Raw genomic sequence first — 20,611 nt, 5'->3', positions numbered from 1 at the left:
TGTAGGACCTACTACAAAGTAGGAGTCGTCGTTCACTCCGCGGACGGACTTTCTAGGCCCGACTCACCGCGCCGGAACGAATTCGTTCGATCAAACCGAGAGTTTCCGGTTCCGGGTCCACACCGAGTTCCTTTCTCAAGGACTTTTTGAATTCTTCGTATTTCCGAAGAGCCTCGTTTTTCCGATCCAACTGCAAAAGCGCCTCGAAATGAAATCTCCACGCCCTTTCATCCAAATCATCCAAACGAATCCAACTCGCGGAATCTTCCAAAAGACCTTCCATCTCCTTTCGCTCCCCGTCTTTCTCGCACAAGAAACGGAAGATTTCGATCAGACTCTTGCGAATGTATTCTCTTCGGATTTCCGATTCCGGAAAATACAGATCGAACTCGAAAAAGTCTCCGCGATAAAACGCTCTTGCAAAACGAAATTCCTGAATCGCAAGTTCGGTGTCGCCTTTGCGAAGCGCCTTCGCCCCGCCCTCGTAGTGTTTTTCGAATAACTGAAAATCGGTCTGCACCAAATCCTGTCTGAAAAAAAGACGATCTTCCGAAAAGACGAGCGCCTCCGGATTTCCGATGATTCTCCGCAAACGAAAACAAAGCGCGTGCAGACTGTTGAGCGCGTTCTTGTCCGTCATTCCCGGCCAAAGAAGTTCGAGCAATTCCTCTCGATGAATTCCTTTCTCGAAACGAATGAGAAGAATTTTGACGAGCTTCAACATCTTCTTTTTGCTCGAGATTTCCGTCTGTGGAATTCGAACTCCTCCCCGTTCCAATTCCAAGCCGCCGAGCGCTCGGATAAAGATCTGATCTTTTTCGGAATGAGGAGAACCGATCTTGGAATACGCCGCGTGAACTTCCTCTTCCTTCGTTTTGTTTCCTTCCGTTTGTTTTTCGGAGTCGAGTTCGAATTCTTCGGGAGAAGTCAGAGCGTGTTTCAATTCCTCTCTAATTTCTCTTCCCGATTTGTTCAAAGTGAGAAACGAATCCACGGAAAACATCAAAATCAAAAAGCTAAAGTGGGACGTATACGGAAACGGAACGATATCCATCGCGACGAGAATGTCGAGAAATACGTTCGTGCAGAAGACGATCAAACCCACGAGAAGAAATAAATTTCGAAACAAGTTCCGTACAAACTGAGTGATCACCTTAAAGAGAGTCCAGATAATCATCAAAATTCCGGACAAATAAAAATACTGAACGAGCAAAGGCTGGTCCGTTTCGTAGATCACGATTCCCAGCGCGGGGAAGGTTCTCTGGTGCGCGAGCCCGATATGATACGAATTCGGATCCACGAGGATGACGGCGGACAAAAGAACATTGAGAAGAATGTAGAGATAAACGAAATCCTTACTGAAAATTCTACGATAGCTATTTACAAAAAGAATCATCGTCATTCCGAAAATAGGAATAAATGCGTTTTCGAGTCTTTCCCAGATCAAAGCTTCTTGCGCATCGGTCGCATTGATCGTTTTTGTAAAAAACAATAGATAAAAGCCGTAAGAAACCTGTAAAAAAGCGAAATGTAAGAGATATACCTGCTTTCTGTTCTTATAATATAGAAATAGATTGTGGAGCGTTCTATAAGCGAGGATAGTCGCGACTAAATAGCAAGAAATCTGATAGAGCGTTATATTCATTGATTTTCAAATACCTTTTTTATCTTACAACCGTTCAGTTAAATTGTGAATAAAAGCTCATGATTTTTTATCAATCAAAATTCTTTCGCACGTATTAGAATGCAGAGAATCACGATTTTGAAATTAGTTTTTTAGAGAGAAGAGAGTTTTTTTAAGACAAGAAGAAGACAAAAACTTATTTTATGGCATGATCCGAAACTAGAACGGCCTGCAATTTTGCAGGCCTCGTTAACGAACTTGATTCGTTATGATTCGTTAAGGACAGATGATCAGCGAACTTGGATCGCTTGCAGCCGCTCCTATGAATCTCATTCCGCCTAACATATACGGATCCGATGTGGTCTCGGTCGCGAGAGTAAAGAACTGAATCACGTTGCTTCTCGCGTTGATCGCACATGCGGTGTTATTGGTCGGATGCCTCAGTTTCGGAAAGTTGATCTGCGGAGGAAGAGGAACTTCCTTCAAGATGCTGTTCACAAGAGGCACCACAAGCGAAGTGACTAACGGTTCGATCACGCTGTTGATTCCGTCGGGATCGAGTCCGAAGGGATTGTTTGCTATTCCTTCCAAAACCTCCACCGTATAATCCAAGTTATTCGTGGAAAGAATCACCTGAAGCGCATTCAAGTTTTGTAAATTAGGATCGTTGTTCGGATTGGAGAACGTGATGAATTTAAACTCAGCGTCCGCGGCCAAACTGATTCGAACCGCGCCTAACGTGTATGTGTATCCGTTCGGCCTCGTATCCGTTCCGCAATCCGTCAACTCGGCTCCGGTGAGTCCCGTGCAGCTCGCCGGTTTTTTCGCTACGATCTTCAACTGCATCTCGGTAAAATACAAACGCAGCTTCGGAATTCCCGGTCCAGTCATCGGTTTGAATTTTACGCTCGGAGCCAGCACCGGTTCCATCACCATCTCGATATCGTCATAGGGTTTTGCGGCCGGTGCGAGTGCGTTCGATCCGTTTAAACCCTGCAGTTTTTCTCTCCCCGGTGCTAAGATCGTAATGATCGGAGAGGCTTTGAGTAAAGTAGTCGTCAATTGAAAGAGAGGGTTTCCTCCCGAATAGCTGTTGATCGTTTCGATGAAGGACTTATTCATCGTGATGTCGAGTCCTCTTCTTTGCCAAAGATGAAACGCAGCTTGAGAAATAGTATCCGAATGAAGCGACAACAGAAATCCCGGATTGGCGTTACTCTGCGTAAACTGATAGGAAGAAGGAAACGGCGTCGCAGGGTTTCTCGTGATGATCATTCCCGTTTTTGCGGCTTGATTTCTGAGCCCTCTTCCCTGCGGGTCCACGTAGTTGCTTGAAAAGGAAAGATCCAAATTGCTCACGAGTCCTTTGTTCACTCCGTCGTGTTTGATCACGCTGTCCGTTCTGAGCTTCATCTTTACGGTCAAAGGAAAATTACGAAGAGGATCCGGAAGATAACTCGGCAATTGAATCGTAACCCCATCGTCCCGAAGCGCGCCGACCACGGAATTCAACACGTTCGGCGCGATTCTCTGCACGATGTCTTTCAGCATATATTGCGTGATGATCCCTTTTACGTAAGGCACGGTTCCGCCCGCTAGATTCTGAACCGTTCCTCTTCCGATCAAAGGAACGAGAATGTTATCCACCCCTCCTTCGTTGGATCCGGAATATTCCATCGGAGCGGTATACATAAAGTCTTTCGTATCTTCCGCGCCGGAATAAATTCCCATAGGAAGGAAGGTCGGATTGGACCAAGGCAGTACGAAGAAGTTATTCGTTACCGAATCGATGTCCGCATTGCTCGGATTGAGAGGGAACACGGTGTTGTTCACTGCAAACGGACTTCGTACCGCCATCGAAACGGTTCCCGTTCCATCCACCGATAAAACGTTTCTAGCTCTTGCCATTCTCAGAGAAGGAGTGGTTAAGTAAATATTCGGAAGCTGATTGTTGCCTCCGTTCAAACCTGGGTCTACATTCGGATCCCAATTCAAACGCGCGGTCGTCTTGAAATACATCAACGTTCCCGGTGAAATAAAGATCGTATACCAGTCTTCATACCGGGAAACGATAAAGAGATCCACTTCCACATAACGCGAACTCAGATCGAGTCCGAGTCCGGGCGCGGTGTTCGCAGTTCCCGGATTAACGCGCAAGTCGGCGGCGACGTTTCCAAGCTGCGTGCCGGAGGCATTCTTCACAAATGCGGGAAGACGCATATCGGTTACATACACGTCCATCGTCATACTCGCCGCGCCGAGTGAATCCTCAAGAGGCGCGTTATAACGACTGAAAGGTGCGGCCGCTTTCGGCCATTTGTCGAACGCCCATTCTCCCTGATCCTCCGCTCCTTTCGGCTCCACGACCGAAGTCGGATACGTTGGATATGCGGAAGAAGGAACCCAGCAATACCCTCTTCCCTCCGCGCCGGGTTTTGCACCCAACACGGATATAAATTGTTGATTTCGGAATTCGTCGATTCGATGGGTTCCGCCGGAACCGGATTGTCCCGGACGAATACAAGCCTCTCCGATGTTCCACTGACCGTTATCGTAAAATTTCTTTTTGGAATGATCGGGTAATCCTATTAGGAATTCTTGAAATGTTCTCGGGGTTCCGTTAACGTCCTGAACCTTAAACGCTCCGGTCGTAAACTTCTGAATCACCTTTCCCAAAAACGGAAGCATCTGCGCTTCGTCCATCACTCCGTTTGAAATGTTTGCGAGAAGATTGTTCGCGTTGTTTAGATTTCCGTAATTGAAGCTGAAGTATTTTTTATACGTCGGTCCGAACTTGGTCTGTATCTCGTAGTAATACGTGTTTCCTCCGATCGTAGGCGGCACGGAAGAAGTTGAAAGATTCACGCTGATCGCGTTCATCGTGCAAGTCGATCCGGGCAGAGCGCCCGGACAAAGTTTTACCGAAGATCCGCTTCCGCTTTTTCGGAGATAGATCGAATCGATGTAATTCTCGCCCGGGACCGGATTTTGAAACGAGGAATTCACGGTGACGTTCGCGGACGTATCCAACGAAATATCATCGGTTCCGTTGAGCGCCTTGTTCATCGCGCCCTGCACGATCGAATTGTTCAGAGAGTAATTCAATGTCGTTTTAAATTCCTGGCTGTAAGGAAGAAGCGGTTTATTAGAAACCGTGAGTGCGTCTTGACTGATGTTGAGCGTGTATTTTTCTCCGGCTTTGAGTTCTCGGTACGGATTGAGGATCAGTCTTTGTTCGCTTGCCCAGTAAAATTCCACACCGATCCCCGGACCCGCTAAAGGACCGGAGGTTCCGGTCAACGTTATGCTCGCTTCGGTGAGCGAGCGGTTCATCGGTTTGGAAAACTGGATTTCCAGATCCTTATACCGGTTTACGTTTTCGTACGAATTGATGAAGAGATGCGCCTGCGGTCCTGCGTTTCCGAAATTTACGGGAAGAGTGGCAACGTTATTGTCCACGTTGTTGTAAGGAGGAATGACGGAATTGTTCGAAACTTCTCCGCCGGACGGACTTCCTAAGTCGAATAACGCCATCAGATCAAAGCCGGAATCTTTCTTTTTATCCGAGCAATCGACCGTGAGCCAACAGAGAAACAATACGATTGAAATCCATTTGATTCTTTGATTGAGCATCTGCATTCCCTTCCTGTTCCACTTTTTTCTTTTTAAAAACAGGGGTAAGAATACGAAGCCCGTCCGATTTCATACTTATCTCGTACTTATATTCCGGATTTTTTTTCGAATGTTCGAATAAAAAAACTTTTTATAACATTTGTTTTTTAATAAGGAGATTTCTACAATTAACCCATATGCAAAATGGGGAAGATTGATAATTCCCTGTTCCTTGTTTCTGTATGAGTTCCTACAAATGAAAAAGATTACCCTATTTAGAAACGGATCGAAATCGCCGATTCACTTGTTCCGACAAAGAATCCATTTTTGAAAAAGGCTTGCCCTTTCATTCAAATCCGGTGCGGCGTTTCGCAGAACTTCTAAAGGAATTCCACTGAACTTCTTTTCATACGTTTCCTTCAACGGATTTCTTCTTATGCGAGCAAAGGATCGATTCAGAATACGACTTCTATCTTCTTTCTCGATTTGCATAAGAACCTGCTCCAAAGGAAACGCGAGCCTATCACTCCCTATGAGTCGTTCGATGAGGACAGAACCTGGCAGCTCGATCCTTCTAACAAAGTAAACCGGGGTTTCTGGGGACCCGTAAAAAAAAGCCGGTTGAAGTTCAACCGGCGTTAGGATGGTTTGCATCGTTTTGGATCGAACGATGCAAAGCGGCTTTAGAGTTAGAGACTTGAGGGTTATGATTAACGGCTAAAGATCGAAGTGAGATTGTCCCAATACGTAGTCGAATCCTCGTTCTTGTTGAATCGATCCCAGAACACGGTTCCATCCGGAAAGGGCTTTCTTCCCTTTTCCGTGATGTCCGCAAACAGATTCATCAGAACTCCCGCCGTGTAAAGAAGAGAACGGTTTCCCGATCGGCTTTGCATCATATCCGATACGGTCAATCGATCCAAATCGTCGAAGATTTCACGGATCGTATACGGAGTGTTCATGTCGGCTTCGAGATAACTGAAGAATTCTCCCGTTAAGGAAAGTCCCATCAGTACTCCGTTGACACACCTTCCGTAAACGGCGGAGACTTCGATCAACGCGGGCGTGTCGGAAGTCAATAAGGTCGTTACGAGATAGTCTCGATTCCCGGATGAATTTTGGAAGATCGATCCGAGCAAGTTGAGAAGATGTACGATCTCCGTTGGAGTCGGTGTTACGTCCAAAACCAAGTCCATCGAAAAATCGAACATCGGAATCAAGGAATACACCGAATCACGGGAAAGATAATCCCTCAGTCGAACCGCGACCACTCCCATATCGTCCCAAAGAGGATCGTACACGTTCGCCGGTCTTGCATCGGGATACGCCGCGAGATCGGTTCCGAGTTTTTCCAGATACGTCTGCAAGTTGAACTGAACGGAGGTCGGAGTTTCCGACGTGAGTTTGATTTCACCGGCAACGGCAGCAAGTCCCGCAAAGAAAAGATCCGCTCCCGGTTGACGGCTAGGTCTTCCCATTTCCGCAAGCATGTGAACGAGATGAGTGAGAAGTTTTGTCTTGGATACAAGATTCAAAAGTCCGTCTTGAAATCCCCTTTCCTTTTCGATCAACACGGACAAAGGACTGCGAACGGGTTCTTCCGTGATCGGATCGCTTTGACGAAAGAGATATTCCTCCGGCCCCGCAAAACGGTTTCTGAATTTTCCGTTGGGAAGCGCGGTCTTTACGACCGTGATCGTTCTTCCTCCCGAATTCGATTCGAGATCGGTCGTTTGAGTCAAGAGAGGTCGAGTCAACGCAGCGCTGAGTCCGGTCAAAAGTTGAAACGGATTCTTATTGGTCGCCGAATCGGATTGATCCGTTAGAGTTTTTGCAAGGGATACGATCAAGGGAAGAAGTTTGTTTCGTTTCTCCCAATAAGAATTCACCTGAGAAGGCGATACCGCATCCGCCGTCAAAAACGAAAGGCGTTCCATAACAGGAAAATTGAATGCGAATACCGGAGGCAGAACCCCGTATTGAGAACTCGGCGGATAGAAGATATTGTAAACGTTGGAATCTCCGAGGCTGTTGAACGTGATCGAACTCGTTCCGCTCGTTCCGTAATCCCAGGCTTCGAGAAAGAACATGCTGTCGCCCGGAAGCGAAGAAAAATTTTCCTCCAATACCTGCGTCCCCGCTACGCGAAAGTTCGGCTGCGTAGAAGAAGCGCAGCCCGGTTTCCACAAAGAACCGAGTATGTTCCACTTTCCGTTTTGTTTACTCGAACAGCTGCTTCCGTCTTGAAACTGAGGTTTGGCTCCCATCAACCCTTTGAGTCCGTTTGCGATCACGGTTACGAACGCGGCCATCTTGTACGGAACTCCCGGTCCGAGAGAAGCGCGTAAAGGAATCACCGCGACCATTCTTTTTTCGGAAAGAAGCCACTGAAAATTCTTATAAAGAACTTCTTCGTCCGTTTCCAGAGCGCGCTCGCCGGAAGATTTCGCGATTTCCCAAATCGGAATGCTCCATCCTCTCGTTCCGCTTGCGTTCACACCCGAAGCGACCTGCGTAAATTGATTGTTCAGATAACTTGCGTTAGACTCTCTTCCGCCCGGCCCCACCCAACGGCAAAGACTTCCAGCCGTGCAAGTTCCGCTTCCCGTATCCGAAACCTTGATTCGATAATCCGAACTGGACCAGAAAGATTTATAGATGAGATCGTTTCCGTTGGAATCGATGTACGGTTTACCGTCGATCGTGTAAATGTTTCCCGCTTCGTCTCTTCGGTTTTTATTGTAATAAGGGCCTCCGCCGGAAAGAACCGCGTTCACGATGAGTTTCATCATAAACGGAATCGTTTTGGTAAACACGGGATCGTTCGAGGCGGGAACCACGGACGGATCGGGAGATTCAAGAAGAGCCAAGGTAGGAGTGTTGATTCCCATCGTAAACGGAGTCGGTGTCGTCGCGTCTCCGTTCCGATATACGGCTCCGTCGTTCGCACTTTGATTTAAGAAGGCTTTGACTCCTAAGTTTCCGGTCATAGCGGAACCGAGCGCGTAGATGCTGTCTCCTACGGTCAAAACTCCGTTGGTCATAGGACCGCCGTTCACGGAACCGTTCGGTTCCAAACTCATGATCGTGCTATCGGAAGGATTCTCCCAGCGAAAACCGTACGTATCCGCGAGCGTCAGCAGAAACAGCAGTTGTTCCAATGCCGAAATTTTGTATTCGAATCCTCCGTACGCGCGGTCTCTTCCGAGATAATCCAGACGGATCAATTCTCTCAGAGAAAAATCCACATTCTCCGCTTCCATCGGAAACCCTAAGTTAAAAAGATTTTTACTCAGTTCCTTTCCTAAAAGAACGTTCGGATTTTTTGTATAGGTTCCTCCGGCTCCGAGCATGGGCCGTAGATAACGAAACGCTTCGGTCATCACTACGGAAAAATCGGAAGGATAGTTCGCGTCTCTGTAATCGTCGATCCCGGGAGAATCGTGAACGCTTCCTCCGGGTGTATAATACTTTTCTAAATTAACGATGAGATCCTTAAGAGCCGTATCGGAAGATTTGAAATCGCTGAAACCCGCTCTTTGCTGAAACGCGTTTCCTACCTCGGCGATGAGATTGATCATCTGCGTTTTAAGAACTCTGTCCCCGCTCAAAGTAGGATCGATCATTCCCCGGAGAATGGATTCCACTCCGGATCTTGCGTTCGCATTTAAAACCAAAGCCTTATGAAGAACGGTTTCCAAATCCTGAAACAACTCGATCATATCCGGATCTTTCAGAGCGTTGGCAAGCTCTCTATATTTGATTTCCGTTTCCGAGGTGTTGAACGTATTGTAGAGATAGATGAGCGCGGCTTGACTGACCGGTGAAAGATTGCGAACCACCTTCCCCGGATATTTGCGGATTCGTTCGAGCCAAGGAAGAATTCCTTCAAAGGCCCCGGAAGGAGCTTCTTTCAAACGATGAATGAGAGTGTTCGCTTTGAGAAGGGATTCGCGAACCCGAGCTTCCGGCTTTAAAAGCATGTCCGAAGAAACACGCAAAAAACCGGTAATATCCTTACGGGCCGGTTTGCGCATGGAGCTGTCCAACCGCAGGTTGAACTGTTCGGGTTGGAGACTTTGAAATCCCGCTTTTAAGGAGGGATAGTCGTCCAGAAGGTTGAACAGACGCAATCCACCGTCGCTCGTGATATTGTCGTAGAACGTAAGAGCGTCGAATTTTTTCTCTTCCGGTTTACAGGAAAGAAGTTCGAACCCGATCGCTAAAACCGTGATCCATTTCCAAACGAAGCCTTTCATTTCCAATTCTCCATTTCAAATCCGAAAGGAAAGAATAAGGCTGGCGGATATAGTTCCCTTATTTCGGGCTTATATTCCGTTGGAATCGGGAAAAAAATTCAAAAAAAGGGGAAAGGATTCGGGAAGAGTTTTAAATATATCAATCGATATTTAAAACTGCATGGCCGATTCCCTTTGTTTTCCAAAGAATTCGAATGATAACTAGGCATTCGTTTTAAAAGATCAAAGAATCCTTATATTCCAAAAGAGAGCTTTTACTCGTGTATACAAGAGACATAGAACAATTTTGCCACGTTACTCCGCTAAAATCATACCTCGATTCGGTTTTTCTAAGAGTGATTTCGCAAAATATGAGTTTTTCTTGACAATTTTTTGACTATGAATACTCTAAGCGCGACTGGAATCTTTAGCTGCCTTTTCCCGGGTCAGTTGAGAACTTTTGAACAATAGAGCAACCAGGAAAGGTCCTTTCTCTCTCCTATACCCCGATGATGGATTGGTCTCGCCTTAGCTTCTATTCGGTTTTAGAAGCCAGTAATTTTTTGTAAGGACCCTTTCTCATGAACATTTATATAGGCAACCTCGCCTATCAGGCAACCGAAGACGATCTCCGTAAAGCTTTCGAGTCTTTTGGAGAAGTAACCTCTGTACGCATCATCACCGATAAACTTTCCGGCAAATCCCGGGGATTGGCATTTGTGGAAATGGCGAACAAAGACGAAGGAACAGCGGCAATTGACGGCTTAAACGGAACACAAATCCGTGGAAGAGAAATCAAAGTCAACGAAGCGCTTCCTAAAAAACCTTTCCCGGAAAAATCCAGATCCAGATATTGATCTTTGACAAGGGAGAAAGGCACCTGCTTTTCTCCCTTGACAGAACTCCTTCAACTCTGTAGCGTTCGCTATTGTGTTTGAGCTTGCGCTTCTTCCTTTCCCCTCTTCCCCATCCTACTTTCCCCATTGGTTGATTTCTCTCTTTTACGGATTCGGACTTTTCGGAACGGCTTTGGGTTGTCTGATGTTTTTCGGTCAGATCGTTCTTCCGAATAAAAACCGACTCAATTATCTTTTGGGAACTTTATTTCTCGGGATGTCCGTTCTCCAAGGAAGTTCCATCGCGATCCTTTCTTCTTCCGATCCCTCTTTTGTCTGGTTGATTTTGCTTCATATCCCCGCGTTGTATGGCGTCGGGCCTGTTTTATACGGAATTTATAAATCCAGTACGGGAGAATCCTTTCTCGATTCGAAACAAGACGGGTTGCTTCATTCTGTTTTTCCTGTGACCGGAGTTCTTCTTTACTTTGTCGTTCTTTTTGGGATGGAGAATCTTTCCGAAACCATCCGCAGATCTTTTGCGGAAGCCGTATTTCCCAGCCCGTTGGATTGGATTCTTTTGCCCGCTGTGATCGGAATCGGATTTTATGTTTTTCTCGTTCTCAAAAGTTCCCGCGATCTTTGGAGATGGGAGGTTTGGAAATCGGAACCCACAGCGAGAATTCTTTCCTTTTTGGTGGTCATGTCTTTGTTTCACCTAACGCTCGGCGCGTTCTTTTTCGTTACCAAAATTCCCGACTTTCTTATATTCACTTCGGGCGGAATGGGCCTCGCTCTGTGCGCGGCTTATGTAATCGGACATCGATATCCCGGCTTCTTTCAAAAGTTGCAGGAAGTCACACAAGCAACGCGTGAGAAATACGCGCGTTCTCTTTTGGTGGGAATCGATCGCGCGACCTTAAAGGAGAATCTACTTCATCTTATGGAAAAGGATTTTCTTTATCGGGAAGAGGATCTCGGACTCGGAGATCTCGCGGACGAACTCGCGCTTTCCACACACCAGGTTTCCGAATTCTTAAACCAAGAATTGGGAAAGAATTTTTCCGTCTTTGTCAACGACTACCGTGTTTCCGAAGCCTGTAGTCTTTTGACCGCCGAACCGGATAAGAGCATTTTGGACATCGCTTATTCCGTCGGCTTTCGAACCAAGTCCTCGTTCAACCGCGCCTTTCAAAAACATACCGGAGTGACTCCGAGCGAATATCGGTCCTCCAAGTCCGGCTGAAAGAGAACGAGCGTGGGAGTTCCCACAAAAAGAACGTATATTTTTCCGTTGCAGAAAGTTGAAATTTGTGATAGGAAAATTTGTCCGAGACTTCTTCCCGCCACCTCTCCACCACCACCCAACGCGGGCGGGGCTCGCATGTTTTACGAAAGATCGTAGGAACTACGACACTAAACCGGGAAAATCCTCCGCAGAGCGCGGCGCAATTTATCGATTCGGTCGAAACGCACCGTCGGAATCGATAGAATAGGACGACCGAATCCGAAAAAAAGCCTATCATTCGGTCATCACGAGAATTGGAAAGGAGTCACAATGAGCACTCTGACATTGGCGAAAAACGAAATTCTTCCCGAAAGAAAACCCAAGAAATGGCAAACCCTCGCAACCCGCGAACGAAACGTAAAGATCATGCGTTGGATCCGATTTAGAGAACGCAATCTTCGTAAAAAGTTTTCCATCCTGAATCACCAGAACTTTTTAGGCGCGACGATCACGTTCGGTTCGGCCGCGATGATGATAGCGACCGCCGGACTTTATATCGCGGACGTTATCCCCGCGTGGCTTGCAATCGTTGCCAACGCGATCTTCGCTTCCCTTTTACACGAGATCGAACACGATACGATCCACAATCTGTATTTCAAAGACGACGAAAGAATGCAGAATCTTCTTTTTTGGACCGTCTGGATTTTCCGGGGAAACACGGTCAGTCCTTGGTACCGCAGAATGATCCACACTCTGCATCACAAGGTTTCCGGTCATAAGGACGATATCGAAGAAAGACTGATCGGCAACGGAATGAAGGCCGGAATTCTTCGGCTCTTTGCGATGATCGACGGAAACGTTTCCGCCATTCTTAATTTTAGAAAGCTCGTCAAAGACGCGCCCAAGTTCAAACGAAACGAAATCGTTCGTGAAAGCTGGCCTTGGCTCGTTCTCTATTATACGCTTTGGTACAACTTTCTCGGGTTGAACCTGATCCATTACGGAAATCTGTTGCTCGGTTCTCCGATTCATTTGCCCTTTCCCGAACTTCTGGAATCGGCTCGTGCATTTTTAAACACGGCCGCGGTCGTTTATATGATTCCGAATTGGATTCGTCAATCGAGCATTCAGATCGTTTCGTCCAACATGCACTACTACGGAGACGTGAAAGGAATTCACGAACAAACGCAGGTGTTGAACTCTTGGTTGCTTGCTCCTCTTCACCTTTTCTGTTTCAACTTCGGAAGCACGCACGGAATCCATCACTTCGTCGTCAATCAACCGTTTTACATCCGTCAGATGGTGGCGCCCTTCGTTCATCCCGCGATGAAACGATACGGAATTCGTTTTAACGATTTTGAAAGTATGCTGCGCGCCAACCGTTACAACCCGGCGCAATCGCAAGTCGCCTGATTTTTCCGCGACTGTCTTCTCTTCCTTTTTATTTTCGAGGAAGAGAAGACAGTTTACAGTTTCGTAAAAAATTCCTTTCAAAAGAGTTCGGAACGGTTCGATTCCGATCCGCAGAGTTTCTCTTTTTCGGGTTTTGTTCCTCGTAAAAAATCCGATTTTGTTTTCCAAGAACGGGGTTTATCGTCTTTTGGTTGGAGAGAAGCCTCATGTCCTCCGATTCGAAAACCAAGATATTCCTTGAATTCCAGTTCGCGATGATCCTCATCAGCGGAAATATTCTCTTTGCCAAACTCATCGACGAAAGCGTTTGGATGATCACTTTCGGAAGAACCGTGTTTGCAAGCGCGGGTCTGTATCTGTTTTTAAAATGGAGGGACAAACCGCTATTCTTTCCGAGCGCGATCGAAAACAAAGCGGCCTTGGGAGGAGGAATTCTTCTTGCGATTCACTGGGTTTTGTTCTTCGCTTCGGCAAGGCTCGCATCTCCCGCCATCGCGGTTCTTACGCTCTTTACGCATCCGGTCATCACCGTTTTTATCGAACCTCTCTATTATCCCGTAAAACCGAAAGGCAGAGACGTTCTTCTTGCGCTTTTGGTTTTACTCGGAGTCGGCATTCTCATCCCCGAACTCAAAGCGGGAAACGATCTTCACTGGGGAATCATCGCAGGTCTTATATCCGCGCTTTCGTTTTCGTTCCGCAATTTATTGACCAAAAAGTTTTTATCGCATCACGGAAGCGCGCAGGTGATGTGTCTTCAATCCTTTGCAGCGGTATTCGTTTTGGCCCCGGTTTGTTATTTCGAAACGATTCCTACTTCGGTAAAATCCCTCGGTTTGATCTTTTTACTCGGAAGTTTTTTTACCGCGTTCGCGCATACTCTCTACGTAAAATCGATGTTTCAACTCAAACTCAAAACGGCGGGAATTCTTTCCAGCATTCAACCCGTGTATTCGATCCTTCTCGCTTGGCTTCTTTTGGGAGATATTCCCGGTTATCGAGAGATGATCGGCGGAGCCTTGATCCTTGTCGCGGGAACCTTGGAGACGATTCGTTTCGGAAAGGAAGAATAACGTATGAAGTTGGACTTAGCGCTTATCGATTCGAGCGCTCCTTTTTTCGTAAAGGCTCCGGGAAAATCCCAGAACTGGTCCAAGGCGCCGATCGCGCTACTTGAAAAGAATCGGGAATTCAAAAAGAAAACTCATAAAAAGATACGGGAGAATTTCGATTCGTACGTGGAACGAGTGCGTTCCTTCGGCTACAACGCGATCACGATCGACGAACTTTCCTACCTCGCGGACTTTTCCTTTTATCCCGAAGCTCTTCGAAATAAAATCAGATCGTATCAAAAATCCTATCGTAAACTTTTTCAAACCGCAAAGAAGAACGGTCTGAAGGTTTTTCTTACGAGCGACTTTTTGTTTTTCAATTCCTATCTCGAAGAACAAACCAAGGGAGAATTCGATTCCGTTGCGGAACTTTTTGTTTACTGCTTGGAACGTCTCTTTTCCGAGTTCGAAACCGTGGACGGAATCGTATTGCGGATCGGAGAATCGGACGGAGTCGACGTGGATGGGGATTTTAAGAGCAGACTCTTTCTCAAAACCCCCGAGGACGCGAACCGGTTCTTAAAAAGAATTCTTCCTGTCTTCCAAAAACATTCTAAAACGCTAATATTTAGAACCTGGACGATCGGTGCGTATCCGATCGGAGATCTGATCTGGAATCCGGCCACGTACAAAACCGTATTCGACGGGGTTCCCACGGAAAATCTGATCGTATCGATGAAATACGGAGAAGGAGATTTTTTCCGTTATCTTTCGATCAATTCCCTTTTCTTCGAGGATTCACTTCCCAAACTCGTGGAATTTCAGGCGCGGCGCGAATACGAAGGTTTCGGCGAATATCCTTCCTTTGTCGGATGGCAATATCTTTCCTACAAAAAAGAACTCGAAAAAGCCAAGAACCTCGTCGGTTTCAGCGTTTGGTGTCAAACGGGAGGCTGGTCCTCGTTTCGGAATATTACGTTTTTAAAGAATACTTCGTATTGGAACGAACTCAACACATTCGTCTGCGCGGGCCTTTTCCGCAAAAACTGGGGAGTAAAAAAAAGTCTCCGTAAGTTCTACGGGAAAAAGAATCTCAAGGAGTTCGTTCGGTTCCTGCGGCTTTCCGATACGGTGATTCTGAATCTTTTGTACGATCCCGAATTCAGCCCGCTCCCGCTCTATATCCATCGGGTTCGGATTCCTCCTCTGTTGCACGTAACTTGGGATCGGGTCACGGTCAGCGATCATTTCCGGATTCTATATTCCGCTTTTTGCAAGAACCCGGAGGAATCTGTCCGTAAGGGGTACGGGGCGATCGAAAGCCTCCAAGAGATGGGAAGAATCGCGAAACGGATCGGACTCCCCTATGATTTTCGGTTTCACTATGAGACCTTTCAGTTATTCGCCTTTTGCCGGGAACTGATCTATCTTCCCGATCCGGAACGGGAACAATATCTTTTAGAAGAAACGATTCATCTGTGGAATTTATATTCCGAAAATTATCCCGATGCCTATCGGTTTCGGATTCTCCCTCGAAGAAAAATCCCGGGACTTATGTCCAGAGCGTTGTTGAAGATGTTCGTCCGAAAAAGAAAGAACACAAGAATGCTGGATCGGATTTTGTTTCATCCACTTATGCGACGTTTTTATCTTTTCTTATACCAAAGAATCCGTTCGAAACTTCCTTCGTTTATCAATCAGCAAGCGATGCCCGTCTCCGAGCTTCTAAAATAGAATTGAGTTTGACAGATTCCGCCGCGATAAATAAAATTTTGACCTATGAGTGTAAGTGAAAACGGTTTTATTTCGTATTCAAAAAATATGATTCTCTTGAGATCCTTGCAATCCTTCTCCGTAGGGAGCTTTGACTCCAAAACTCTTTGTCTGGGAGTTATGTTCCTTATCACGACCGTACACTGTTCTTACGGGGACAAAAAGATGGCGCCTAACGAGTCCGCAAGCGGCGCAGGACGTTCCGCATACTACGAGGACGAAAGACCGAGCGAAGAGGGCCAAACAACGTCCGCATCCAACCGATCCGTAACTCCCGAAAACGAACCGGCTGCTCCCGCGCGGGGTTGCATTCAAGGAGACTGCACGAACGGAACCGGAACCTACGTCTACGACAACGACGACGAATACCGCGGCTCGTTCACGAACGATCTAAGAAACGGTTCGGGAAGAATCAAATACAAAAACGGAGATCGTTTCGACGGAACGTTCAAGGACGACGTGAAAGACGGAAAAGGCACTTATATCTTTAAAAACGGAGCGATGTTGGAAGGCAACTTCCAAGCGGGAAAGATGATCGGTCCGGGAAAGGTCCGCTTCCCCGATACGAGCATCTATGAGGGAGAATTTCAGGATGAAAAGAATTCTTCCGAAGGGATCTTATATTCCGCCTTCGATCATTCCCGAAAACATTGTAGAATCGAAAACAAGATCGTTCTCTGCGGCGGTCCCGTTGCGGAATCGAGCGATATCAAACCTCTGCACTAAAGCATAGATTTCAACGTTTCAAACGAATTCCTTTTTTGAACGTTTTTCATCCGAAAGCGCACACAAGATCCGTTCTTCGTGTGCGTGTGCGTTTTCGTTTTTCCGATCAGTCTTCCGTCGATCCTCCGGTTCCGATCCGTTTTTGATAGAGTTGAATCCGATCTTCGTCCATGCCGACTAACGTATGCGTAATCTTCATCTCTTTGCCGAGGGTTTCCCCTCCGGTCCGTAACTCGACGACGCGATACCAAATCTCTTTCGCGGGAACGTAAAATGCGTGATTCACGCACAAACATTTGAACTTAAATCCGAGGGAAGCTTCCGCCGGAACCATAGAATGCGGGGCCGCAAAGAAATAAAAATCCCGATCGGACGTATTCTTTACGACCAACACGAAACGCTTTTTCGAACCTGGTTTGAGATAGAGATCGTTCCCGGAAATTTTTTCGGAAACGGGAGCCTCGGATAAAGTCTTCACGTTGCCCGTGGCCCAGAGATCCACGGGTCTTTGCGAAGCTCCTTCATACAGTTCCATTTCCAACGGAAAACTTTTTTTCTCCCAGAGAATTTGGACTTGGATCTGACGCTGGGGATCGGAAGCGAGATTCTCCGCTTGCGTTGCGCCGGAGCCGTCCTTCTCACAAGCGACACAAGCGATCAACAACGGAAGAAGAAGCGCGATTTTGGCGAACCTCGACCTCCTTCCGTTTCTGTTTTCGTTTGCGACTTGGATCGCGGTCGTCGTGTTTTTCAAACAGCCGTTTTTTCGAAGATACAAAGTAAATTCCATTTTTTGAATATTCTCATTCCAGAGACATTTCCAGGGTCTTAAAGTCGAGCTTTCGGTTCGGGCTCGTGTTTTGCACATACACGTTTCCGTTCAACTTTTTGATCGTTACGAAATCCTGAAAGATGATCTCCTTCTTATCGGGATCGTTGTCCGCCATATTGCAATCCCTTCCGCAACCGTTGCAATCCATGTCCCCGTGTTCTTCCACGTAAGAAGATGAGTATTTTCGCATATACCCGAATACTCTCAGTTTAAGCGAATCCGCGGAGGATTCTTTGACTTCGTAATTCCCGATCGCGTAGAACTTGCTCGTTTTATGAAGCGTTCCCGAGCCGCCGTCGCTCAGATCGCGCGTATCCCCTTCCATAAAAAACGAACCGTCCGAACGCATCCGGAGGGACCAATTCGATTCCACTCTTTGCTGATCGGACGTTTCGGTCGTTGTCGGCGCGGTTTCGGAAGAAGCGATGGTTTCCGTGCTTTGAATTTCGGCGGGCAATTCGCTGACTTCCATTCCTCTCAAACCGTGATTTAAAATTCCGTCCAGATCGGGCGGCGTGAATTGAAGGTGATTGGATTGCGCGATGCTCTGCGATCTGTGAATCGGATTGATGAGAACCCAATTCTTATCCAACCCGAATCGGATTTCGCTTAACACAAAACCCTTATACATCTTTCCCGCGTAGATATCGTCCACGGTCAGACGAAGCGAAGTTCCTTCGAAGGTTTTGTCGAGGGCGATCTCTTGCGGACCGAGAACGTCCTGCAATTGAATTTTTTGGGAATACCCGTTGTCTCCCGTAAGAGTCGCGGTCTTCAATCTTCCGTTGGAATAACAGTGTTGATCCGATCTCTGATATCCGTTCCAGATTTTGATCGTATCGAACTTTTGCGGTTCCTTGAATTTAAAATCCAGAGTCACGCCCTTCCCTTTTTTATCCGAAGCCCAAGCGTATTCGTAACGGGAATCGAAGAGGTTCATCACATCGTAAGACTGAACGGGGTTTGCGGTTTCGGAAGCGACCGCCGAACCTTCCACGATCTTCGGAAGTTTTAAGGAGAATTGTTTTTCCTTTTCGTCATAGAAACGGATCTCGCCGATACAAAGTTCCTTGTTCTTACGGAAGTTGATCGTAACCGAACGGGCAAAGACTGCGTTCTCAAAACGAACCAAGGCCTTTTTACCTGCCAGCTCGGCCGCGGCGCTCAGTTCGTCGAAGTTGATGTACGCCGTTACCGCATCGGTGAATTCTCCCTTGCAGGAATCCACTTCCACCTTCTTGAGTTGAAACCCTTCGTCCGGATAAAAATGAAGTTTTACGAATTCGGCTCCGTCTTCCGGTTTCCAGCTTCCGCCGCCTAACGCTGCAAAGGCGAGTTTATCGCTCAGGGAAGTCGAAGTCGCCATGGAAACGCTGAGTTCTTTTTTGCAATCCGCGATTCCTAAGGTCAACAAAAGGACCGACAAAAGCGCACCCGCTCTACGACTCAGGATTCGGCGTTTCGACAAGGATGTACCGAACGGGAATTTACTTTTTAACGAAGAAATGCGATGGGACGAAAGAAGGATACGGTTCATTGAAGAATTCTCCAGGAAAGAATTTTCACGATTCTTCCTATGAATCGATCTCTGTCAAATGCAAAGAAGCGGAAACGGATCGCGCTTATCCCCCCAGGCGGTTTTGGGATGGGAACGGGAAATTCTTGACGTTATGCTCGATTTCTTTTGGATGGTTGTATTGATTTTGAGAATTACTCTCATTATCAAATATATACAAACATAGAGGAAATCATGAAACTGAAATCCGCGTTCCTTCTCTGCATCTTCCTTCTCTTTGCTTGTGGAGAGAAATCCGGTTCTCCCGACCTCACCCCCCTTTCCTTGACGGCGATCGGGGCTTCCGCAGCCTCCGAAAATCAGGATACGGTCCGAATTCTTTCTCCCAAAGAAGGAGAAATCGTAACCGTCTACCAACTCGAGGCCACAATTCAAGCCGACCAAGCCGGAGAATACGAAGTATATCACGAGGGACAAAGGATCGCCTCGGGAAAAGCGGACGCTTCCACCCCGCAGACGACTCCCGTCTTCAAGCCGAAAAACGGAGAGAACACGATCCAAGTTCGGTTTAAAAAATCGGACGGAACGATCCTTCAAAAAGTGGTCCGCGTTCACTTCGGAACCAAACTCAGCGCGGGAGCGGCCCATTCCGGATTTTTAAAAAACGGAGAATTGTATACGGTCGGAAGAAATAACTTCGGCCAGCTCGGAACCGGGACTTCCACCGGAGACGGGATCAACGACGTCGTGACAAAACTGACTTCGATCACGGATATTTCCAGCATTCATTTCAATCAAAACAGTTCGATGGCGATCACAAAAAACGGAAAGGTTTATACTTGGGGAACCAACGCGAACGGTCAGCTCGGAATCGGAAACAATACCACCGATCCCGCCAGCGCCTCCACTGCGGGTCCGAGACAACCTCCTACGGAAGTTCCTGGAATTACGAACGCAGTCATGGGCGCTTACGGATTCGATCACGCTCTCGTTTTGAAATCCGACGGAACCATTGTTGCCTTCGGTTTGAACGGACACGGTCAATTAGGAAACGGCGCGACCGGTCTTACATCCACGACGATCTCTACGAATCCCGTCCCGGTTGTCGGTCTTACCGATGTGATTCAAGTCGTCGCCGGTTCTCAACATTCGGCCGCGCTCACTTCCTCCGGAGAAGTTTATGTTTGGGGAAGAAGTCAATACGGTAACTTAGGCAACGGAGTGATCGGAACCTCAACCGCGGCGCAATCCACTCCTCTCAAAGTGGCCGGGTTATCGGGAATCAAACAAATCGCAAACGGAAGAGATCATATTCTCGCTTTGAAATCGGACGGGAAAGTTTATTCCTGGGGACTCAACGCAAGCGGACAACTCGGAATCGGAGGAACCGGATCTCCGAGCCCTACTCCGACTCCAACACAAGTTTTGAATATTCTAAATGCCGTATCCGTTTGGGCCGGAGGAACGCAGAGTTTCGCAATCCTGAAGGACGGAACCGTAAAAGGCTGGGGAGCGAATAGCACTACCGCAAATCTCGGAATCGGGGAAACAACGACCGCAAAAGTCTATGAACCGAACAACGCGGTCGTAGGAATCAGCGGACTCACCCACTTCGGCTGCGGAGCGACCCACAACTTCGCCCTCCTGGGAAGCGGAGCAATCTACGGCTGGGGTTGGAATTTTAAAGGCTCTCTCGGAAGACCGGACCTCCAAACGAACTGGGGTGCTGCGACTCCCGTGTACATCACACTTCCATAATAT

At 47.2% G+C, this 20,611-nt stretch carries 12 protein-coding genes; 7 read left to right on the top strand and 5 right to left on the bottom strand.

Features of this window, described 5'->3' with window-relative positions; genetic code table 11:
- Positions 1-52: 52 nt before the first annotated feature.
- The 3 genes from DLM76_RS14590 to DLM76_RS14575 form a co-directional block, all read right to left on the bottom strand.
- Positions 53-1,645: a BTAD domain-containing putative transcriptional regulator gene (locus DLM76_RS14590; RefSeq protein WP_118965665.1), complete on the bottom strand. Its 1,593-nt coding sequence runs from the start codon at positions 1,643-1,645 to the stop codon at positions 53-55.
- A gap of 255 nt (positions 1,646-1,900) precedes the next feature.
- On the bottom strand, positions 1,901-5,263 hold the full coding sequence (locus DLM76_RS14585) for an Ig-like domain-containing domain (protein ID WP_241548258.1): 3,363 nt from the start codon (positions 5,261-5,263) through the stop codon (positions 1,901-1,903).
- Between the two features lie 683 nt (positions 5,264-5,946).
- On the bottom strand, positions 5,947-9,495 hold the full coding sequence (locus DLM76_RS14575; RefSeq protein WP_118965662.1) for a hypothetical protein: 3,549 nt from the start codon (positions 9,493-9,495) through the stop codon (positions 5,947-5,949).
- A 560-nt stretch (positions 9,496-10,055) separates the two neighbouring features.
- Here DLM76_RS14575 and rbp point away from each other — a divergent pair.
- The 6 genes from rbp to DLM76_RS14540 all read left to right on the top strand — a co-directional run bounded on the left by rbp (position 10,056) and on the right by DLM76_RS14540 (position 16,502).
- Entirely contained in the window at positions 10,056-10,331 is a 276-nt protein-coding gene (gene rbp / locus DLM76_RS14570) for an RNA-binding regulator (RefSeq protein ID WP_118956799.1), read from the top strand.
- A gap of 73 nt (positions 10,332-10,404) precedes the next feature.
- Positions 10,405-11,556, top strand: coding sequence for a helix-turn-helix domain-containing protein (locus DLM76_RS14565; protein ID WP_118965661.1), 1,152 nt, complete (start codon positions 10,405-10,407; stop codon positions 11,554-11,556).
- 312 nt (positions 11,557-11,868) lie between these two features.
- Positions 11,869-12,951 carry a fatty acid desaturase gene (locus DLM76_RS14560; RefSeq protein WP_174714591.1) on the top strand — a complete coding sequence of 361 codons (1,083 nt, stop codon included), beginning with the start codon at positions 11,869-11,871 and terminating at the stop codon, positions 12,949-12,951.
- A 206-nt stretch (positions 12,952-13,157) separates the two neighbouring features.
- Entirely contained in the window at positions 13,158-14,024 is an 867-nt protein-coding gene (locus DLM76_RS14550) for a DMT family transporter (protein WP_118956802.1), read from the top strand.
- A gap of 3 nt (positions 14,025-14,027) precedes the next feature.
- Positions 14,028-15,737: a glycosyl hydrolase family 67 gene (locus DLM76_RS14545; RefSeq protein WP_118965660.1), complete on the top strand. Its 1,710-nt coding sequence runs from the start codon at positions 14,028-14,030 to the stop codon at positions 15,735-15,737.
- Positions 15,738-15,782: 45 nt separating this feature from the next.
- A complete protein-coding gene (locus tag DLM76_RS14540; protein WP_118965659.1) occupies positions 15,783-16,502 on the top strand; it encodes an MORN repeat-containing protein in 720 nt (239 codons plus the stop codon).
- Positions 16,503-16,608: 106 nt separating this feature from the next.
- Here DLM76_RS14540 and lsa20 read toward each other — a convergent pair whose 3' ends face one another.
- Both lsa20 and DLM76_RS14530 read right to left on the bottom strand, forming a co-directional pair.
- Positions 16,609-17,166, bottom strand: a complete 558-nt coding sequence (lsa20, locus tag DLM76_RS14535) for an LIC11469 family lipoprotein adhesin Lsa20 (RefSeq protein ID WP_429946427.1) — start codon at positions 17,164-17,166, stop codon at positions 16,609-16,611.
- A gap of 139 nt (positions 17,167-17,305) precedes the next feature.
- Positions 17,306-18,871 (bottom strand): NADase-type glycan-binding domain-containing protein, encoded by a 1,566-nt coding sequence (locus DLM76_RS14530; RefSeq protein WP_241548256.1) that lies wholly within the window; start codon positions 18,869-18,871, stop codon positions 17,306-17,308.
- Positions 18,872-19,084: 213 nt separating this feature from the next.
- Between DLM76_RS14530 and DLM76_RS14525 the strand changes: the two genes are divergently transcribed.
- Positions 19,085-20,608 carry an RCC1 domain-containing protein gene (locus DLM76_RS14525; protein WP_118965658.1) on the top strand — a complete coding sequence of 508 codons (1,524 nt, stop codon included), beginning with the start codon at positions 19,085-19,087 and terminating at the stop codon, positions 20,606-20,608.
- The last annotated feature ends 3 nt before the right edge of the window (positions 20,609-20,611 follow it).

This window comes from Leptospira yasudae, from assembly GCF_003545925.1.
Lineage (GTDB): Bacteria > Spirochaetota > Leptospiria > Leptospirales > Leptospiraceae > Leptospira > Leptospira yasudae.
This window is presented reverse-complemented; position numbering and strand designations above follow the sequence as displayed.